This window comes from Flavobacterium shii (assembly GCF_025847235.1).
Taxonomy (GTDB): Bacteria; Bacteroidota; Bacteroidia; order Flavobacteriales; family Flavobacteriaceae; genus Flavobacterium; species Flavobacterium shii.
The window spans coordinates 296394-313923 of sequence record NZ_JAOZEW010000002.1 but is presented as its reverse complement, the minus strand read 5'-3'; the positions used below and the strand labels follow the sequence as shown (position 1 = coordinate 313923).

Annotated in this window: 20 protein-coding genes; 8 read left to right on the top strand and 12 right to left on the bottom strand. The window is 32.5% G+C overall.

The window, feature by feature from the left end:
* The 3 genes from rpsO to OIU83_RS03415 all read right to left on the bottom strand — a co-directional run bounded on the left by rpsO (position 1) and on the right by OIU83_RS03415 (position 1123).
* Positions 1-267 carry a 30S ribosomal protein S15 gene (gene rpsO / locus OIU83_RS03425; protein ID WP_129537341.1) on the bottom strand — a complete coding sequence of 89 codons (267 nt, stop codon included), beginning with the start codon at positions 265-267 and terminating at the stop codon, positions 1-3.
* Between the two features lie 178 nt (positions 268-445).
* Positions 446-595, bottom strand: a complete 150-nt coding sequence (locus tag OIU83_RS03420; protein WP_264204868.1) for an energy transducer TonB — start codon at positions 593-595, stop codon at positions 446-448.
* Between the two features lie 72 nt (positions 596-667).
* Positions 668-1123: a GAF domain-containing protein gene (locus OIU83_RS03415; RefSeq protein ID WP_264204867.1), complete on the bottom strand. Its 456-nt coding sequence runs from the start codon at positions 1121-1123 to the stop codon at positions 668-670.
* A 70-nt stretch (positions 1124-1193) separates the two neighbouring features.
* On the opposite strand from OIU83_RS03415, the gene xrtF reads away from it, so the two are divergent.
* The 8 genes from xrtF (at position 1194) to OIU83_RS03375 (ending at position 8195) form a co-directional block, all read left to right on the top strand.
* On the top strand, positions 1194-1730 hold the full coding sequence (xrtF, locus tag OIU83_RS03410) for an exosortase family protein XrtF (protein ID WP_264204866.1): 537 nt from the start codon (positions 1194-1196) through the stop codon (positions 1728-1730).
* Positions 1720-2163 carry an exosortase F system-associated membrane protein gene (locus OIU83_RS03405; RefSeq protein ID WP_264204865.1) on the top strand — a complete coding sequence of 148 codons (444 nt, stop codon included), beginning with the start codon at positions 1720-1722 and terminating at the stop codon, positions 2161-2163. The genes xrtF and OIU83_RS03405 overlap by 11 nt, the downstream gene beginning before the upstream one ends.
* A 61-nt stretch (positions 2164-2224) precedes the next feature.
* Positions 2225-3055 carry an ATP cone domain-containing protein gene (locus OIU83_RS03400; protein WP_264204864.1) on the top strand — a complete coding sequence of 277 codons (831 nt, stop codon included), beginning with the start codon at positions 2225-2227 and terminating at the stop codon, positions 3053-3055.
* 40 nt (positions 3056-3095) lie between these two features.
* Complete coding sequence (locus OIU83_RS03395) at positions 3096-4451, top strand: MBL fold metallo-hydrolase RNA specificity domain-containing protein (RefSeq protein WP_264204863.1); 1356 nt, start codon at positions 3096-3098, stop codon at positions 4449-4451.
* Between the two features lie 67 nt (positions 4452-4518).
* Positions 4519-4920: an HYC_CC_PP family protein gene (locus OIU83_RS03390; protein WP_264204862.1), complete on the top strand. Its 402-nt coding sequence runs from the start codon at positions 4519-4521 to the stop codon at positions 4918-4920.
* A gap of 72 nt (positions 4921-4992) precedes the next feature.
* A complete protein-coding gene (locus OIU83_RS03385; RefSeq protein ID WP_264204861.1) occupies positions 4993-6999 on the top strand; it encodes a TonB-dependent receptor plug domain-containing protein in 2007 nt (668 codons plus the stop codon).
* A 42-nt stretch (positions 7000-7041) separates the two neighbouring features.
* On the top strand, positions 7042-7383 hold the full coding sequence (locus OIU83_RS03380) for a heavy-metal-associated domain-containing protein (protein WP_264204860.1): 342 nt from the start codon (positions 7042-7044) through the stop codon (positions 7381-7383).
* 131 nt (positions 7384-7514) lie between these two features.
* Positions 7515-8195, top strand: coding sequence for a DedA family protein (locus tag OIU83_RS03375; protein ID WP_264204859.1), 681 nt, complete (start codon positions 7515-7517; stop codon positions 8193-8195).
* Positions 8196-8588: 393 nt separating this feature from the next.
* On the opposite strand, the gene OIU83_RS03370 is transcribed toward OIU83_RS03375, so the two are convergent.
* From OIU83_RS03370 to miaB, 9 genes are all read right to left on the bottom strand, one after another.
* Positions 8589-9791, bottom strand: a complete 1203-nt coding sequence (locus OIU83_RS03370) for an alkaline phosphatase family protein (protein WP_264204858.1) — start codon at positions 9789-9791, stop codon at positions 8589-8591.
* Positions 9792-9986: 195 nt separating this feature from the next.
* Positions 9987-11615: a chaperonin GroEL gene (groL, locus tag OIU83_RS03365; protein ID WP_264204857.1), complete on the bottom strand. Its 1629-nt coding sequence runs from the start codon at positions 11613-11615 to the stop codon at positions 9987-9989.
* A 113-nt stretch (positions 11616-11728) separates the two neighbouring features.
* Positions 11729-12004: a co-chaperone GroES gene (locus OIU83_RS03360; RefSeq protein WP_264204856.1), complete on the bottom strand. Its 276-nt coding sequence runs from the start codon at positions 12002-12004 to the stop codon at positions 11729-11731.
* Between the two features lie 142 nt (positions 12005-12146).
* On the bottom strand, positions 12147-12488 hold the full coding sequence (gene secG, locus OIU83_RS03355) for a preprotein translocase subunit SecG (protein ID WP_264204855.1): 342 nt from the start codon (positions 12486-12488) through the stop codon (positions 12147-12149).
* 3 nt (positions 12489-12491) lie between these two features.
* Positions 12492-13517 (bottom strand): tetratricopeptide repeat protein, encoded by a 1026-nt coding sequence (locus tag OIU83_RS03350; RefSeq protein ID WP_264204854.1) that lies wholly within the window; start codon positions 13515-13517, stop codon positions 12492-12494.
* 108 nt (positions 13518-13625) lie between these two features.
* Entirely contained in the window at positions 13626-14129 is a 504-nt protein-coding gene (locus tag OIU83_RS03345; RefSeq protein WP_264204853.1) for an LptE family protein, read from the bottom strand.
* An 84-nt stretch (positions 14130-14213) separates the two neighbouring features.
* Positions 14214-15470 (bottom strand): sigma-54 interaction domain-containing protein, encoded by a 1257-nt coding sequence (locus OIU83_RS03340; protein ID WP_264204852.1) that lies wholly within the window; start codon positions 15468-15470, stop codon positions 14214-14216.
* A 126-nt stretch (positions 15471-15596) separates the two neighbouring features.
* Positions 15597-15986, bottom strand: a complete 390-nt coding sequence (locus OIU83_RS03335; RefSeq protein ID WP_264204851.1) for a GxxExxY protein — start codon at positions 15984-15986, stop codon at positions 15597-15599.
* 44 nt (positions 15987-16030) lie between these two features.
* Positions 16031-17476, bottom strand: coding sequence for a tRNA (N6-isopentenyl adenosine(37)-C2)-methylthiotransferase MiaB (miaB, locus tag OIU83_RS03330; protein ID WP_264204850.1), 1446 nt, complete (start codon positions 17474-17476; stop codon positions 16031-16033).
* Positions 17477-17530: the final 54 nt, after the last annotated feature.

The window sequence follows — 17530 nt, the reverse complement described above, 5'->3', positions numbered from 1 at the left end:
TTATTTTCTGATATTCAATACTTTGATAATCTCACGATATCTGTTGATTTCTTTTTTCTTCAAGTAATCTAACAATGATCTTCTTTTACCTACTAGTAGTACTAGTGAACGCTCAGTGTTATAATCATGACGATTTTTTTTCAAGTGCTCAGTTAAGTGACTAATTCTGTAAGTGAATAATGCGATTTGAGCTTCTGCTTTTCCAGTGTTTGTTGCTTCACCGTGTTTTGCGAAAATCTCTTCTTTAATTTCTTTAGTTAAATACATTCCAATATTATTTAATGATTTTTATGTATGTCATACAACTTTTGTAAGACGGGTGCAAAAATAGTACTTTTTTTTCAAAAAATAAATTTTATCAAGGGTTTTTTACAATTGTTATAGGTAATGAATAAAGAACACTTATGGGAATACCTCTTTTTGGTCCTGGATTCCAATTTTTGGACTATTCAATTGATTTGATTGCTTTCTTATCCAGTCTGTAATCAAGCCCTTTTATTATTTTTTGTTTAACTAATTTTCCATCTTTGTTTACTGCAAAAGTCATAAGTATATTTCCCAATGCTGTCTTGTAGGCTTCTTTGGGGATATACATTGCTTTTACGATGTAACTATAAAAAGACTCCTTGTGTTTTTGGGTGTTGGGAATTGAAAAACAATAGTTTTTTTAATACAGCTTAGCGACTTCTTGATTTACAAATTCCAGAAACTTCTCATCAGCTTCGGTAAATGGATCTAAAACGTGGCTGTCAATATCGATTTGTCCAATATTTTGTCCATTAACAAATAAAGGAACTACTATTTCTGATTTTACAGTAAAACTACAAGCGATATAATTGTCTTGGGCTGCTACATCTGGAACAACAAAATTCTCATTTGATACTGCAACTTGACCACAAATCCCTTTTCCAAAAGGAATTACTGTATGGTCAGTTTCGGCACCTACATAAGGACCTAAATGCAATGTTTTGTTCTCGTGATTGGCAAAATAAAATCCAACCCAATTGTAATAGTCAACATTATTACTTAATAATTGACAGATATTTAATAATTTTTCGTCTCTAGTATTATTTGTATCTGCTACAATAGCAGTTATTTCTGGTTGTAATTCTTGAAAAGTCATCTTATTTAATTTTTTACAAAAGTATTTAAAGCCAGATTCAAAAAATATATAAATTTGTTAAAAATTTCTTTTGAAAAAATATTTAATTCTCTACAAGCCGTTTCTCCTCTTTATTGGGACATTTTTTGCGACTTATATTTTACTAACATTCGTTTATCAGTTCTATTTAAGTAGTTTCGGAACAGGTAAATTAGATGGGATAACAGAGTTGGTAGGGAATCATACCGAACAATTATTACAATTGTTTAATAGTAATGTTAAAATTGATCAAAATCCTTCGGAATTAAGTTTAGGAATACGGTATAATAATAGGTTGGTTGCTTTAATTATAGAAGGTTGTAATGCAATTAGTGTAATTATCTTATTTGTATCTTTTATAGTTGCTTTTTCAGGAAAATTAAAACCTACAGTATTTTATATTTTAGGGGGAAGTTTTTTTATTTATATTTTAAATATATCCAGAATCGCATTATTGACAGTTTTGTTGTATCATTTTCCAGAGAAAAATCATCTTTTACATGGAGTACTTTTTCCATTAGTAATTTATGGCTTTGTTTTTATTTTATGGATTATTTGGGTGAGTAAATTTTCGAAATATGCTAAATAAATTACTCCAAAATAAGGTGAGAATTATTTCTTTGATTGGTCTTGTATTGCTTTTGGCGATTATAAGAGCATTTGAAAATCAATTATTTTATGATCCGTTTTTAAGTTATTTCGAAGGGGATTATAATAAACTTCCTTTGCCTGAATTTAACTCGGTTAAGTTATTTTTTGGATTGTTATTTAGGTACTCTTTAAATATGATATTGTCATTGGCGATAATCTATATTCTTTTTGAAGAAATCGATTTGGTTAAATTCTCAACAGTATTGTATGTTTTGTTTTTCATAGTTTTGGTAATTGCCTTTTATAGTGTTCTTTATTTTTATACGAATAAAAATAATCTGATACTTTTTTATATTCGTCGTTTTCTGATTCAGCCAATTCTTATTTTATTGTTTATTCCGGGATTTTATTATCAAAAAATAAATAAATAAACCTTTTTTCGTATCTTTAATAGTTGGATTGTATTTGTTTAATTGCCAAATCACAAAACATATGAAGGTTGTAAAAAAGTCTGGAGATTTAGTTGTTTTTGATCGGAGAAAATTAGAACAATCTCTACTTAATTCTGGCGCTAGCCGATCGATTGTTCAGGATGTTTTGCAAAAAATCGATAAAGAAATTTATGAAGGTATTTCTACAAAGAAAATCTATAAGATGGCTTTTAGATTGTTAAGAAAGGACTCCCATTCTCATGCAGCACGTTATAATTTAAAAGAAGCAATCCAGCTATTAGGTCCGGCAGGGTTTTATTTTGAAAAATATATTGCCCGACTTTTTTCCAAGGAAAATTATGAAACCAAAACCAATCTAACTTTGCAAGGCAAGTGTGTTTCGCATGAAATAGATGTTTTGATAAAGAAAAATGACAGCATCGCGATGGTAGAATGTAAATTTCATATGGGAAAAGAAGCCAGTACCGATGTGAAAGTCCCTATGTATATCCTATCTCGATATAATGATTTAAAAGAAAGAAGGCATTCCGTTTTTACAGATAAAGATAGTATCTCAGGGTGTTGGATTGTAACCAATAATCGATTTACATCAGATGCAATTGCGTTTGGCGTGTGCTCAGGGTTAAATTTATTGAGTTGGGATTTTCCCAAGGACAGTAATTTGCGAACAATGAATGAAGGCCATAATCTTTATCCAATAACATGTTTGACTACATTAACTCTGGCGGAGAAAGATAAATTATTGGTTTTGGATGTTATTTTGGTAAAAGAGTTATTGAGTAATAAGAATCGTTTAGAAGAAATTGGATTGAGTTCTCAAAGAATAATAAGTATTGTAAAAGAAGCGTCGGAATTATGTCGGTATTCTTGAGGATAAAGTTTTTTCCAGTATAATATTAAATTCAAATGAAATGAAAGTCAAATTTATTGGAGGTGCAGGAACCGTAACTGGTTCTAAAACGTTGATTGAGAGTAATGGTGTTAGAGTTTTAATTGATTGTGGACAGTTTCAAGGTATAAAACCTCTACGGGAACTCAATTGGGAGCCTTTATCGGTTTTACCTTCTACGATAGATTTTGTGTTGCTTACTCATGGTCATTTAGATCATTGTGGTTGGTTACCAAGATTGGTATATCAAGGTTTTAAAGGGAGAATTTATTGTTCGGGTCCAACAAAAGAAATAGCCAAACTTATTCTTTTAGACAGTGCCAAAATTCAGGAAGAAGAGGCGAATAAAGCCAATGAAGAGCAATATTCCAGACATGAAATTGCAGAGCCACTTTATACGGTTGAGCAAGCCAAGAAAGTTTTTCCGCTTTTTAGAGTAGTAAAAATCAACGAGCCGTTTTTATTAGAAGCAGATATTTCAGCAGTTTTTTCTACTGCAGGGCATATTATGGGAGCATGTAGTATTGCATTGACAGCCGAGAAAAAAACATTGGTTTTCTCTGGAGATATTGGTCGTGATAATGATGTATTGTTGTACCCGCCGGAAAAACCCAAAAAAGGAGATTATATATTTCTAGAAAGTACTTATGGTAATCGACTGCATCCGGATACAGATGCCAAAGAAGAACTGGCAGAATATGTTAATAAAGCATTCCAAAAAAAAGGGACAGTCATTATACCAAGTTTTGCAGTAGAGCGAGCGCAAAGTATAATGTACTTGTTGTGGCAATTAAAAAAAGAAGGTAGGATTCCGAATATGCCATATATTATAGATACCCCGATGGGAATTAGTGCTTTGGAAATATTTATTAATAATAAAGACTGGCATAAATTAACGATGGAGGAGTGTGAAGGTATGACCAAGATGTTTTCTCTAGTCTCGGATTATCAGGAAACTATGGATATTATTTATAATAAAAGCGCCAAAGTGATTATTGCTGCAAGCGGAATGGCTACTGGAGGGAGGGTGTTGAATTATTTTGAACATTATATTAGTTTACCACAAACTACAGTAATCATAGTTGGTTACCAAGCTGAAGGAACTCGAGGTAGAAAATTATTAGAAGGTGCTGAAGAAATTAAAATTCGTGGAAAATATTTTTCGGTTCGTGCAAAAGTCTTAGAAATAGCAGGGCTTTCGGCTCATGGGGATCAAGATGATTTGCTTAATTGGCTTTCGGCATTGGAGCAAAAGCCCAAAAAGGTATTTCTTGTGCATGGAGAAAATGTTCCCGCAGATGCACTTCGTATAAAAATCAAAGAAAAGTATGGATTTAATTGTACAATCCCTTTAATGGGGCAGGAGTTTGAATTGTGATACTACTTTTTTTAATTTTTAACAAGAATTTCATTTTGGGAAATAATTATAATGCTAATTTTGCAGTATGAATTTAAAAAGATGCACTAGTTTGTTTTTGGCATTCCTGCTATTGGTCTCCAATGTAGGATTAGCTTTCGACGTGCATTATTGTGGAGGCAAACTAGCTTCGATTTCATTAAATACAACAGTACAAGCTTCATCTGGGAAAAGATGTTGCGGAGCAGCTCAGGAAAAAAAGTCATCCTGCTGTAAAGATAAAGTTGTTCATTTTGAGAAAAAATCAGATACAGCTACTATTAAGACATTTTTGTTTCAGCTTGATTTTCCTTTTACTATTCAAGAAATTAAAACAGTTGCTTTTTTCTCTGTTCCAAATTTTAAAAGCAAACAGTTAACTACTTATTATAGCGATGCTCATGCGCCACCGCTATTTAAACTCTATCATCAATATATATTTTACGCCTGATTTTAATGTTTTTAAAGTCAAATCATTTATCGTGATTTGAATGTACTTTTTTAAGCATTAAAAATTATTTTCATGAAAAAAAATATAGCGCTTTTTGCTATGCTTTTGCTTTGTATTCCTGTTTTTTCGCAAGAAAATCTAGAAGAAGTTAAGATTACTAAAAAGCAAAAAGGAATTAAAAAATCATATACCCTTACAGGAAATACTTCACTTATAACGAGTAAGGAATTACTAAAGGCAGCTTGTTGTAATCTTGCCGAAAGTTTCGAAACCAATCCATCAATAGATGTTAATTTTTCGGATGCGTTAACGGGAACTAAGCAAATTAAAATGCTGGGTCTTACCAGTCCTTATTTAATGATTACCGAAGAAAATGTTCCATCGGTTCGTGGTGCTTCTCAGGCTTATGGATTGTCATTTACGCCTGGAACCTGGGTCGAAAGTATTCAGATTACCAAAGGCGCAGGAAGTGTTGTAAATGGATACGAAAGTATTTCGGGGCAAATAAATACAGAATTATTAAAACCTATAAATGACATTCCGTTTTTTCTCAACGCTTATGGTTCTACCGATTCTCGGTTTGAATTAAATACTCATTTTACCAAACAACTTTCAGATAAATGGGCAACTAGTTTATTGGTTCATGGGAATGCACGTGTTGCAAAAACAGACATGAATCATGATGGATTTATGGATAATCCATTGGCAAAACAAATCAATATTTTAAATAGATATCAATATTATAACGCCAAAAAAGGCTGGGTAGGGTTTGTTAATTTGAGGTATATGAATGATAAAAAACAAACTGGCGAACTTGATTTTGATAAAGATCGAGATAAAGGAACAACCAATTATTGGGGATCAGAGATTAATACAGAGCGAATCGATGTATCGACCAAAGTAGGATATGTTTTTCCCGATATGCCTTTTCAGAGTATTGGTTTTCAGAATGCATTTAATAGTCATAATCAAAAATCTTACTTTGGTTTAAACCAATATAATATCAAGCAGAATAGTTATTATTCAAATTTGATTTTTAATTCGATTGTAGATAATACCAAGAATAAATTTGCAACAGGATTGAACTTTACCTATGATCAATACCAAGAGTTTGTAAATGTAACGGATTATAGCCGAATCGATAATTCTATTGGAGCTTTCTTTGAATATACATATGATAACACCGATAATTTTAGCATAATTTTAGGCGGAAGAATCGATAATCATAATCGCTTAGGGACTTTTGTAACACCACGTTTACATGTGAGATACAATCCTTGGGAGAAAGCAGTTTTGAGATTTTCGGCAGGTAGAGGAAAACGTTCTGCTAATATTTTTGCCGAGAATCAGCAGCTTTTTGCTAGTTCAAGAGTATTTTCGATTTTAGATAATAGCGGAAAGATTTACGGAATGAACCCTGAGATTGCGTGGAATTATGGATTAAGCTTTTCGCAAAAGTTTTCTTTGTTTAATAAAAATGCCGAAGTTGTTTTTGATTTATACAGAACCGATTTCAAAAATCAGGTTGTTGTAGATGTAATGCAAAGTCCGCAGGAGGTTTTGTTTTATAATTTAAACGGAAAATCATATGCAAATAGCTTACAAGTCGAATTTAACTATGAATTACTAAAGAATTTTAATTTCCGTTCAGCATATAAATATTATGATATCCGAACAGATTATTTATCAGGAAATTTCGAAAGACCATTACAGGCGAAACATCGTTTCTTTGGTAATTTGGAATATGAGACAAATCTAGTTAATGGGAAACAATGGAAAATGGATTATACCTTTAATTGGATTGGAGAACAACAATTGCCTAATACGGCCTCAAATCCTGAGAAAGACAGATTGCCCGAATTTTCACCTTCATATTCCTTAATGAATGCTCAGGTTACAAGAGTTTTTTCGGATACTTTTGAAGTCTATGTAGGGGGGGAGAATATTGGGAATTACCGACAAGACAAAGCGATTTTAGGAAGCGATAATCCATTTGGACCAAATTTTGACGCATCGATTGTATATGCTCCGGTTTTTGGACAAATGTATTATGCAGGATTGCGATTTAAAATAAAATAAAACTCAAAAATAAAATAATTAAACACTTTAAAATAAAACAAAATGAAGAATGTAATAATGGTTTTACTAGTAGCTCTTTTTTCTTTTACCGCTCAGGCACAAGATAAAAAGAATAAAAATGCTAAATACGAAACCGAAGTAAGTGGAAATTGCGAGCATTGTAAAAAACGAATAGAAAAAGCTGCTTTTGGTGTTTCGGGAGTAAAATCGGCAACATGGGATATTAGTACTCATAAACTAAATTTAATCCTTAACGAAGAGAAAACTTCTCCAACAGATGTGAAAAATGCTATTGCAAAAGCAGGTCATGATACTGACATTGCAAAGACTACACAGGATGTTTACAACGGACTTCCTATGTGTTGTAAATACGAAAGAAATTAATATTGAAGCCCAAGTGAGAATTTGGGCTTTTTTTAGCGTTAATAAAACTTTAAAATATGCCAATTTATTGTGGTTAAACTAATTTATTATTACTTTCACCAACTTATAAATTTAACGAATAAATCGCTTATATGAATAATTTTGATTGGACTCAATTAATCAATCCTGAGTTTTATATTACCCTTACCATCGGTGGATTTCAAATTGGTTTATACATTGTTTTATTTATAGTTTTTGCCGAAACAGGACTTTTTGCAGGTTTCTTTTTACCAGGTGACAGTTTACTTTTCTTAGCTGGAATTTATAGCCGTGATTTAATTCAGAACATGGTTTTTATCGAGAACGATTTTATAAATGTTTTTTTACTTGCTTTAATGGTTGCCGTTGCAGGGATTTTTGGTAACATGACCGGATATTGGTTTGGAGCCAAAAGTGGGTATTATTTATTTAAAAAAGAAGATACTTTTTGGTTCAAGAAAAAATACTTATTACAATCAAAAGATTTCTTTGAAAAATACGGAGGTAAAGCAATAATTTATGCACGCTTTTTACCAATTTTTAGAACATTTGCTCCTATAGTTGCCGGAATCGTATCTATGGACAAAAAGAAATTTATGTTCTATAATATTTTGAGTTCATTTTTATGGGCTTTTATTCTAATATTTTCCGGACATTATCTTTACGGAATATTTTTGAAACAAGGAATCGACTTAAAACAACATATCGAATACATTATTATAATTATTGTTATCATAACAACTTTTCCAGTTTTAATGAAACTATTAAAGAAAAGACCAGTAGATAAAATATAATAGATATATCTCGTCGTAAAAAACGATACAGATTATTAGGTATAAGCTAAAATGCTAAAAAGTAGTAAAAATAATTTTACTACTTTTTTTTGTTTTATATGTTCTCGTAATTAATTTTATTTTGATAACTCATTTAATTTGGAGTCACATGCAATTTAAATAGTGAGAGGATAAGTTGATTATAAATAGGGTAGGCTCTATTGTAATTTGATTGACTAATAATTGGTGCAAACAAGGATGAAGAACCCGAAATAAAACGAGAATGGTTTATATATATATGAAAGCGGTTCAACGAAATGCTTTAACCGAATTTTAAAATTTTGGCTAAAGCTGTTTTTTATTTTTATGTTATAATCCTCCGCTAAAGCAAGAAGCTAGTTATGCTAAAATTCTCTAATTTGCCAACATTGATTTTACTTCGCTTAACTTCCCGTCAACTTTATCAATTTTTAATCCTAAAATGTGGGCAATTAAAGGGTAAACAGAAACATTCTGAAATGATTTAACTTCTTTGTCTACTTTAAAAGCAGGACCTTTTGCATAAAAAATGGCATGCATATCTTTCTCTTTATTATCGTAGCCATGTGTACCTCCTTTTATATTCTGCGTTTTATTATTTACCAAACTATATCCTTTTTCAGCTTCAATAACAAAATCATGTACACGTGGATTTGTGCCGTAATGCAATCTCTTTGGAACGTCAGTTGATCTCCAGAACTTAATATGTGGTACTTTTTTTAAAGCTTTTGCAATAGAATCCTGATAACCACTTTTTGCCTGCAAACTCATAATAGGATTAATTACATTTTTATAATCCAACCATTCCGGTTTTAGATAGTCTAAGATAGCTACTTTTTTATCATTGCTGATACTAGCCATTCCGTGATCTGAAACAATAATTAAATTGATTTGTTTTCCAATGGCTAACTGATCTAATTTATGGGATAATTCTCCCATGATTGAATCCATTTTGATCACCATTTTTTTATTTTCAACAGAAAGCGGACCAAAATTATGTCCCGTATGATCCGGTTCATCAAAATACAAAGTAACCAAATGTGGACGTTGTTTCTCAGGTAGCTGTAACCATTTCAGTACTGTATCGATTCTGGTTTCGTACGGAATTTTATTGTCGTAATTTTTATAATAACTTGGTCTTTTCTGATCAGTATCAGATCCAGGCCAGAAGAAAGAAGCTGTTTTTATACCTTGCTGTTCAGCTACATTCCAAATTGGATTTCCGCCATAAAAACGGGAATCATTTTTTGCATTAGTTGATAATGAAAAAGATTCATTTAGTGTTGCATCATAAAAAACATTATTGATAATCCCGTGATGATCTGGATAAAGTCCTGTTACAATAGAATAATGATTGGGGAAAGTTTTACTTGGATAAGAAGGTTTCATAGACTTTGCGTGAATACCTTCTTTAGCAATTTGTTTTAGATTAGGGAGATTAAATTGTTTCGCATAATCCCAACGAAAGCCATCCATAGAAACTAAAACTACATAAGTGTCTTTATTGGATTGGGCATTTAAAATAAAAGAAAGGAAAAGAAAAATTAATGATAGAAGAGGAGTGAAATACTTTTTCATTTGTAAAAAATATTGAAGTAACAAAGTTACAGATAATTACTTTTAGCAGTAAAAGAAAAATGTTAAACAATTATAAAAGAAAGGTTTGCTACAGCACAATTGATAGGGAACGGACGAATTCATGTAATTTAGCAATTCATGGTAAAAAAAAAGCGTCAAATCGAAATTTGACGCCTTAAGTTTAAAAAAGAACGATTACATCATTCCTGGCATACCTCCACCCATTGGGTTTCCGCCTCCATTATCTTCTTTGATATCGATCAAAGCACATTCGGTAGTTAAGATCATACCAGCTACAGAAGCTGCATTTTCCAAAGCTACACGAGTTACTTTTTTAGGATCAATAATACCTGCTTTAAGCATATCGACATACTCATCTGTTTTAGCATTGTATCCAAAATCACCAGAACCTTCGGCAACTTTAGCAACAACTACAGAACCTTCAAGGCCTGCGTTTTCAACGATAGTTCTTAATGGAGATTCTACAGCACGAGATACGATTTGAATACCTGTAGCTTCATCAGCATTGTCAGCTTTTATTTCGCTCAAAGCGTTTTTAGCTCTTAACAAAGCAACTCCACCACCAGCAACAATTCCTTCTTCAACAGCAGCGCGAGTAGCATGTAATGCATCATCAACTCTGTCTTTTTTCTCTTTCATTTCTACTTCAGATGCAGCACCAACATAAAGAACAGCAACACCACCAGCTAATTTAGCCAAACGTTCCTGTAATTTTTCTTTGTCATAATCAGAAGTTGTAGCTTCCATTTGACCTTTAATTTGGTTCACACGGTTTTTGATGATATCTGCTTCACCAGCACCGCTCACAATTGTAGTGTTATCTTTATCGATAGTTACTTTTTTAGCAGTACCTAACATTTCGATTGTAGTGTTTTCTAATGTATAACCTCTTTCTTCAGAGATTACAGTCCCACCAGTTAAGATAGCAATATCTTCAAGCATTGCTTTTCTTCTGTCTCCAAAACCAGGTGCTTTTACAGCAGCAATTTTAAGAGCTCCACGTAATTTGTTCACTACAAGAGTTGATAAAGCTTCACCATCAACATCTTCAGCAATAATTAATAATGGTTTTCCTGATTGAGCTACTGGCTCTAGAACTGGTAAAAGTTCTTTTAAAGAAGAAACTTTTTTGTCGTACAAAAGGATATATGGATTCTCTAATTCTACTTCCATTTTTTCAGGATTTGTAACGAAATATGGAGAAAGGTATCCTCTGTCAAACTGCATTCCTTCTACAACATCTACGTAAGTATCTGTTCCTTTTGCTTCTTCAACAGTAATAACACCTTCTTTTCCAACTTTTGCAAAAGCAGTAGCGATTAATTCACCAATTACTTCGTCATTGTTTGCAGAAATAGATGCAATTTGTTTTATTTTTTCAGAATCACTTCCAACAACTTTGGCTTGTTTAGCTAAGTCGGCAACGATAGCTTCAACAGCTTTGTCGATTCCACGTTTTAAGTCCATTGGATTAGCTCCTGCAGCTACGTTTTTCAAACCTTCTTTTACGATTGCTTGAGCCAAAACTGTAGCAGTTGTAGTACCATCTCCAGCTAAATCATTAGTTTTTGATGCTACCTCTTTAACCATTTGAGCTCCCATGTTTTCTAATGGGTCTTTTAATTCGATTTCTTTAGCAACAGTAACACCGTCTTTGGTTACGTTTGGTCCACCAAAAGATTTCCCGATGATTACATTACGACCTTTTGGTCCTAAAGTTACTTTTACTGCATTTGCCAATGCATCAACACCACGTTTTAATCCGTCACGTGCTTCAATATCAAATTTTATATCTTTTGCCATTTTTTGTTTATTGTTTTCCTCACCCCAACCCTCTCCAAAGGAGAGGGAGCCAGGGTAGATGATTAATATTCTTTTTATGTAGTTTATTGCCCCCCTTCGGGGGTTAGGGGGATTTAAATAATTGCAAGAATATCGTCTTCTCTCATTATTAGGTAATCAGTTCCTTCATGTTTTAATTCAGTTCCTGCGTATTTACCATAAAGTACTGTATCGCCAACTTTTACAGTCATAGCATGGTCTTTAGTGCCATTTCCTACGGCTACAACAGTTCCTTTTTGTGGTTTTTCTTTGGCAGTATCTGGAATAAAAATCCCTGACGCAGTTTTAGTCTCAGCTGCAACTGGCTCAATAAGTACGCGATCTGAAAGCGGTTTAATGTTTAAAGTCATGATTTTATAATTATGTTATATTTATAATTTTGTTTGCTTATAAACTTTCAGAAACTATGCCACCTTAAATAAACTGACATTATTTCTTATAAAAAATGCCAGCTTTGACAGGCTGGCATTTTTATATTTTATAAAGAATATATTATTTCGCTGGATTAGTCGCAGCTGGTGTTTGTTGTGCTGGAGCTACAGGCGTTGTGCTTGGAGCAGTTGTTGTAGATTTTTCTATGATTTTAGATTCTACATCACTTAATGAACCAGTAAAGCTTAAACTAGAAAGTAAGATTAATGCAATTAAAATTGTAGCTAGAGTCCAAGTACTTTTGTCTAAAAAGTCTGTTGTTTTTTGTACTCCACCTAACATTTGAGATCCGCTAATTGTTGAAGATAATCCTCCACCTTTAGGGTTTTGAACCATAATTACTACGATCAATAGAAAACAAACTATTGTGATTAAAACTAAAAAAATTGAAAATGTACTCATTGTTTAATTATTATTGTTATTTTGTTGTAATGTCTTAATATCCGAAATACGGTCTGCAAAGAAACTAATTTTTTCTGGATATTTCAAAATTAATATTTCATATGCCTGTATTGCTTTTGTATATTTTTTTTGTTCCAAATATACTCGAGCCAAAGTCTCTGTCATTAAGTAAGAATTGTCATCTTTATTAATGTCGATTTGAATGTTTGCAGCAACAGTTGTGGTTTGTTTTACAGGAGAAATTTTTGGGCTAGTCTCAATGAATTTATCTATTAATTCGGCTTTTTTCTTTTTCTCTTCATCTATTATAGGTGATTCAACTTCAATTATAGGAGATTCAGCTTCAATAGGCGCTTCTTCTTTTTCAATTTTTTCTTCTTTCTTCTCCTCTTTTCGTTCAATAGGTTCAGTTCTGGAAAGTTGAAGCCATTCTTGAAAGGAGTGTTTTTCGTTTTTAGAAAAATCCAGAGGTTTGCCTATTTCCAGATTTTCTTCTGCAGTTTCTACAGCTTCAGTAATCTCTGTATTTATATTTATATCGATATTTGGTGCCGAAGCTTCTTTTATAGAAGTAAGAATAGATTGCTCAATAGTATTTGTTAATTTAGGTTCTGTTTTTTCTGTTACAACTTCTTCAACAACAATTTCTTTAATTACAGCTTTTTCTATTACAACTTTTTCTATTGCAACTTTTTCTATTGCAACTTCGGGTAAAAGGTGTTCACTATCAATAACTGTAATGTCTAAAAGTGCCAAAGCTTTCTTGTCGTAATATTCTTTCTGAATAGTCGAAAAAATTTCAGATGTTATAAAATCAAATAAAATAGCTCTGTCTGTAGTATGTGCAGCAGTGACTTTTAAAGCATAATTATACTTAAAGCTGTTTTGATTGTGAAGCCCTTTTAGACGCAATGCTCTTGCACTTTGAAAATATGGAAATTCATTCAACACATTACCCAATGCCTCCGTTTGCTTTTCGGTAATAGCATCGGGTCTATTTATTAGGTAAGTATAATCGTTGACATTCATTGTTTTGAAATTGTTTATTCGTTGAAATTGTTTATTCGTTTAATCCGGTCGTTTGTTTAATCACTTTTATCAGTTTAACGATTAACCAATTAAGCGAATCAGTCTTTTTTACCACTTAGCCAATGACGCATTAAATATATCCTGAGTAATTCGGTCAAAAATTTCTTTAAGGGCAGTGTCTAATGTAGCGCCTACAAGTTGTTGTTGTGCAGGATAATCATAATAAAATTCGAATGATTTCTCAAAATCATCAGTTTCTTTTTTTCTATTAGTGAATCTTACGTTAACTCTAATTTTTAATCTGTTTTGAGATGCCTGTTGATCTGCAGTTGCTGTCATTGGGCTAATTCTGTAATCTGTAATTTCTCCTTCGTAAACCAGATCACCACCTGTGCTTACCAAGTTAAGATTCGTTTGATTTTGAATAAGATCTTGAAGTTGCAAAGTAAAATCACGATCTAATCCAGGTTGAATTAAATCAGCATTGTTTTGAAAGTAATTTACTTGAAACGTCTTTGCATCGATTTTACCAGTTCCTGTAAAGTTGTAAACTGAACAGCTGCTAAAGGTGAAAACAATAGCAATTATTATTAGGTACTGTATATTTCTCATTTTATTTTTTAAAGAATCAAAGGTATTATTTTATTTTAATTATCACTTTTCAATTAATCTTGTAGAGTTATAAAGGATCAGTTTTTATAAATCGAATTGTTTTATTTTTCGATATAAAGTTCGCTCAGAAATTCCTAATTCATCTGCTGCTGCTTTTCTTTTTCCTTTATTTTTTTCTAATGATTTTTTGATCATTTCAATTTCTTTTTGCTCCAATCTTAAAACTTCTTCTTCCTCGATTGTTTCTGCAAATAAATAATTATCATCATTCGACTGGTATTGTTCCTCACGATTAGGAGTTGTCATAACAGCTGTTCTTGGTTCTTCTTCGTAGTCAATTTCACTATCATTTTCTTGCGAACCATATATTTTTTTAATCAAATTTTTATTGGTTTCCTGCACATTTGCGCTACCATTTTGCATTAATTCTAGAGTAAGCTTCTTTAAATCATGCAAATCACTTTTCATGTCAAAAAGTACTTTGTATAAAATCTCTCTCTCGGTATTAAAATCGCTGTCGTTCTTTTTCTCCTTAATGACAGAAGGTAAATTTGGCCCTTCGGCAGGCAAATAAGATTGCAATGTTGCAAGCGTGATATCGCGATTAGTTTCCAGTACCGAAATTTGTTCTGCCACATTTCGCAACTGACGAATATTACCGTTCCATCTAAACTTTTGCAGTAATTCGACTGCGTTATCATCTAGTCTTAATGGAGGCATTTTGTATTTATGAGCAAAATCAGATACAAATTTTCTAAATAATAAATGAATATCGTCTTTCCGCTCACGCAATGGAGGGAGGGTGATTTCAACAGTGCTTAAACGATAGTATAAATCTTCACGAAATTTACCTTTTTCGATTGCATTAAAAAGATTGACGTTGGTTGCAGCTACAATTCTCACATTTGTTTTTTGTACCTGAGATGAACCTACTTTTATAAATTCACCATTTTCTAGCACACGAAGTAATCTTACCTGTGTGGTAAGTGGTAATTCTCCAACTTCATCCAAGAAAATAGTTCCTCCATCGGCAACTTCAAAATAACCTTCACGAGTACTTGTAGCACCTGTAAAAGCTCCTTTTTCGTGACCAAATAATTCACTGTCTATAGTTCCTTCAGGAATTGCACCACAGTTTACAGCAATGTATTTTCCGTGTTTTCTATGCGAAAGTGAATGTATGATTTTTGGGATACTTTCTTTACCAACACCACTTTCTCCAGTTACCATTACCGAAATATCGGTTGGCGCAACCTGAATTGCTTTTTCGATGGCGCGATTAAGCTTAGGATCATTTCCAATAATTTCAAAACGCTGTTTTATAGCTTGAACTGTCTCCATTTATATTTTTTATCTTTTACCACGAATTTCACAATTTTTTGAAATCGAGTCAATGAATAACTTTTTTTGAGTAATATGATTATTATTAAATTAACCACAAATTACGCAAATTAGCGCAAATTTATTTTATGAATTTATTAATCGTTTGTGTATTAATGATTTGTTTTGAAAGTTTGCGATTATTCCAACAGGAGTATCAGCTAGTTTCATATAATTTAATGTCTGTGCAAGATGATCATTGCTTATTTTTTTTACAGATTTTACTTCTAGTATTATGTCATCATGAACTATGAAATCCGCATAAAATTTATGAGGCAAAATAACTCCTTTATATTCAATTGAAAATTCCTTTTCTCGTTGATAAGGAATTCTATGATTTTTGAATTCGATTTCTAATGCGTCTTTATATACAATTTCAAGTAAACCAGGGCCTAATAATCGATGCACTTCCATGCAGATTCCTACTATTTGGTAATTCTCATCTTTTTTGTAATAATATTCGGTTGTACTAGTCATGAAGAATTAATTTGTCAAAATTTGTGAAATTTGCGGTTAAAAGCTTAATTCATGTCACTTAATCCAACAGCTTCACCTTTTAAAGTTCCGCTGGTACAACTTGTGATTTTTACGTTTACAAAATCACCTATTTTATAATCTTCTTTTGGGAAAACTACGGTAATACTTTGTGAATTTCTTCCTGAGAATTCTTCAGTTGATTTTTTTGAAACCTTCTCAACTAGAACTTCTACGGTTTGTCCGATAAATTCTTCAGAGCGAAACCAAGCGTGTTTTTGTTGTAAATCGACAATTTCTTGTAATCTTCTTGCTTTGGTTTCTTCGGTAACATCATCTTCCATTTTTCTTCCAGCCAAAGTTCCAGGACGTTCCGAGTACGAATACATATAACCAAAGTTATATTTCACATACTCCATTAAGCTCATGGTATCTTGGTGGTCTTGCTCGGTTTCTGTTGGGAAACCTGCAATCATATCTTGAGAGATGGAACTGTTTGGAATTATAGTTTTGATTTTATCAATCAAAGTCATGTATTCCTCACGTGTATGTAAACGGTTCATTTCTTTTAGGATTCTGTTACTTCCAGACTGAACCGGTAAATGAATGTGTTTACAAATATTAGAATATTTTGCAATAATATGCAAAACACTTTCGTGCATATCTTGTGGATTTGAAGTCGAAAAACGAATACGCATTTTAGGAAAAGTAACCGCTACCATTTCTAGTAATTGGTCGAAGTTTACAGCAGTAGCTTTTTGCATATCTGTAGCATTATCGAAATCCTTCTTTAATCCGCCACCATACCATAAATAACTATCCACGTTCTGACCTAAAAGTGTAATTTCCTTAAAGCCTTTATCCCATAAATCCTGAATCTCGTTCATAATACTTTGCGGTTCACGACTGCGCTCACGTCCGCGAGTAAAAGGCACTACGCAAAACGTACACATATTATCGCAACCACGAGTAATTGAAACTAAAGCTGTAATTCCGTTGCTCATCAATCGCACAGGCGAAATATCACCATAGGTTTCATCTTTAGATAAAATTACGTTTATAGCATCGCGACCTTCTTCAACTTCACTTAATAAATTAGGTAAGTCTTTATAGGCATCGGGACCAACAACAAGGTCTACGATTTTTTCTTCTTCCAGAAACTGACTCTTTAAACGTTCGGCCATACAACCTAAAACACCAACTTTCATCTTTGGGTTAATACGTTTTACAGCATTGTATTTCTCTAAACGTTTACGTATAGTTTGCTCGGCTTTATCACGAATGGAGCAGGTATTTACCAAAACCAAATCAGCTTCTTCAAGCTTTTGAGTTGTGTTAAAACCGTTTGCCGATAAAATAGAAGCTACGATTTCGCTGTCCGAAAAATTCATCGCACAACCGTAACTTTCTATAAAGAGTTTCTTTGTATTCTCAGGTTTATGTTCTAAAACAAGACTTTCTCCTTGTTTGCTTTCTTCAATAATCTTTTCCATAAGTCACTTTCAAAAGTGTATTTTAATAAGGTTGCAAAGGTACAATTATTTGTA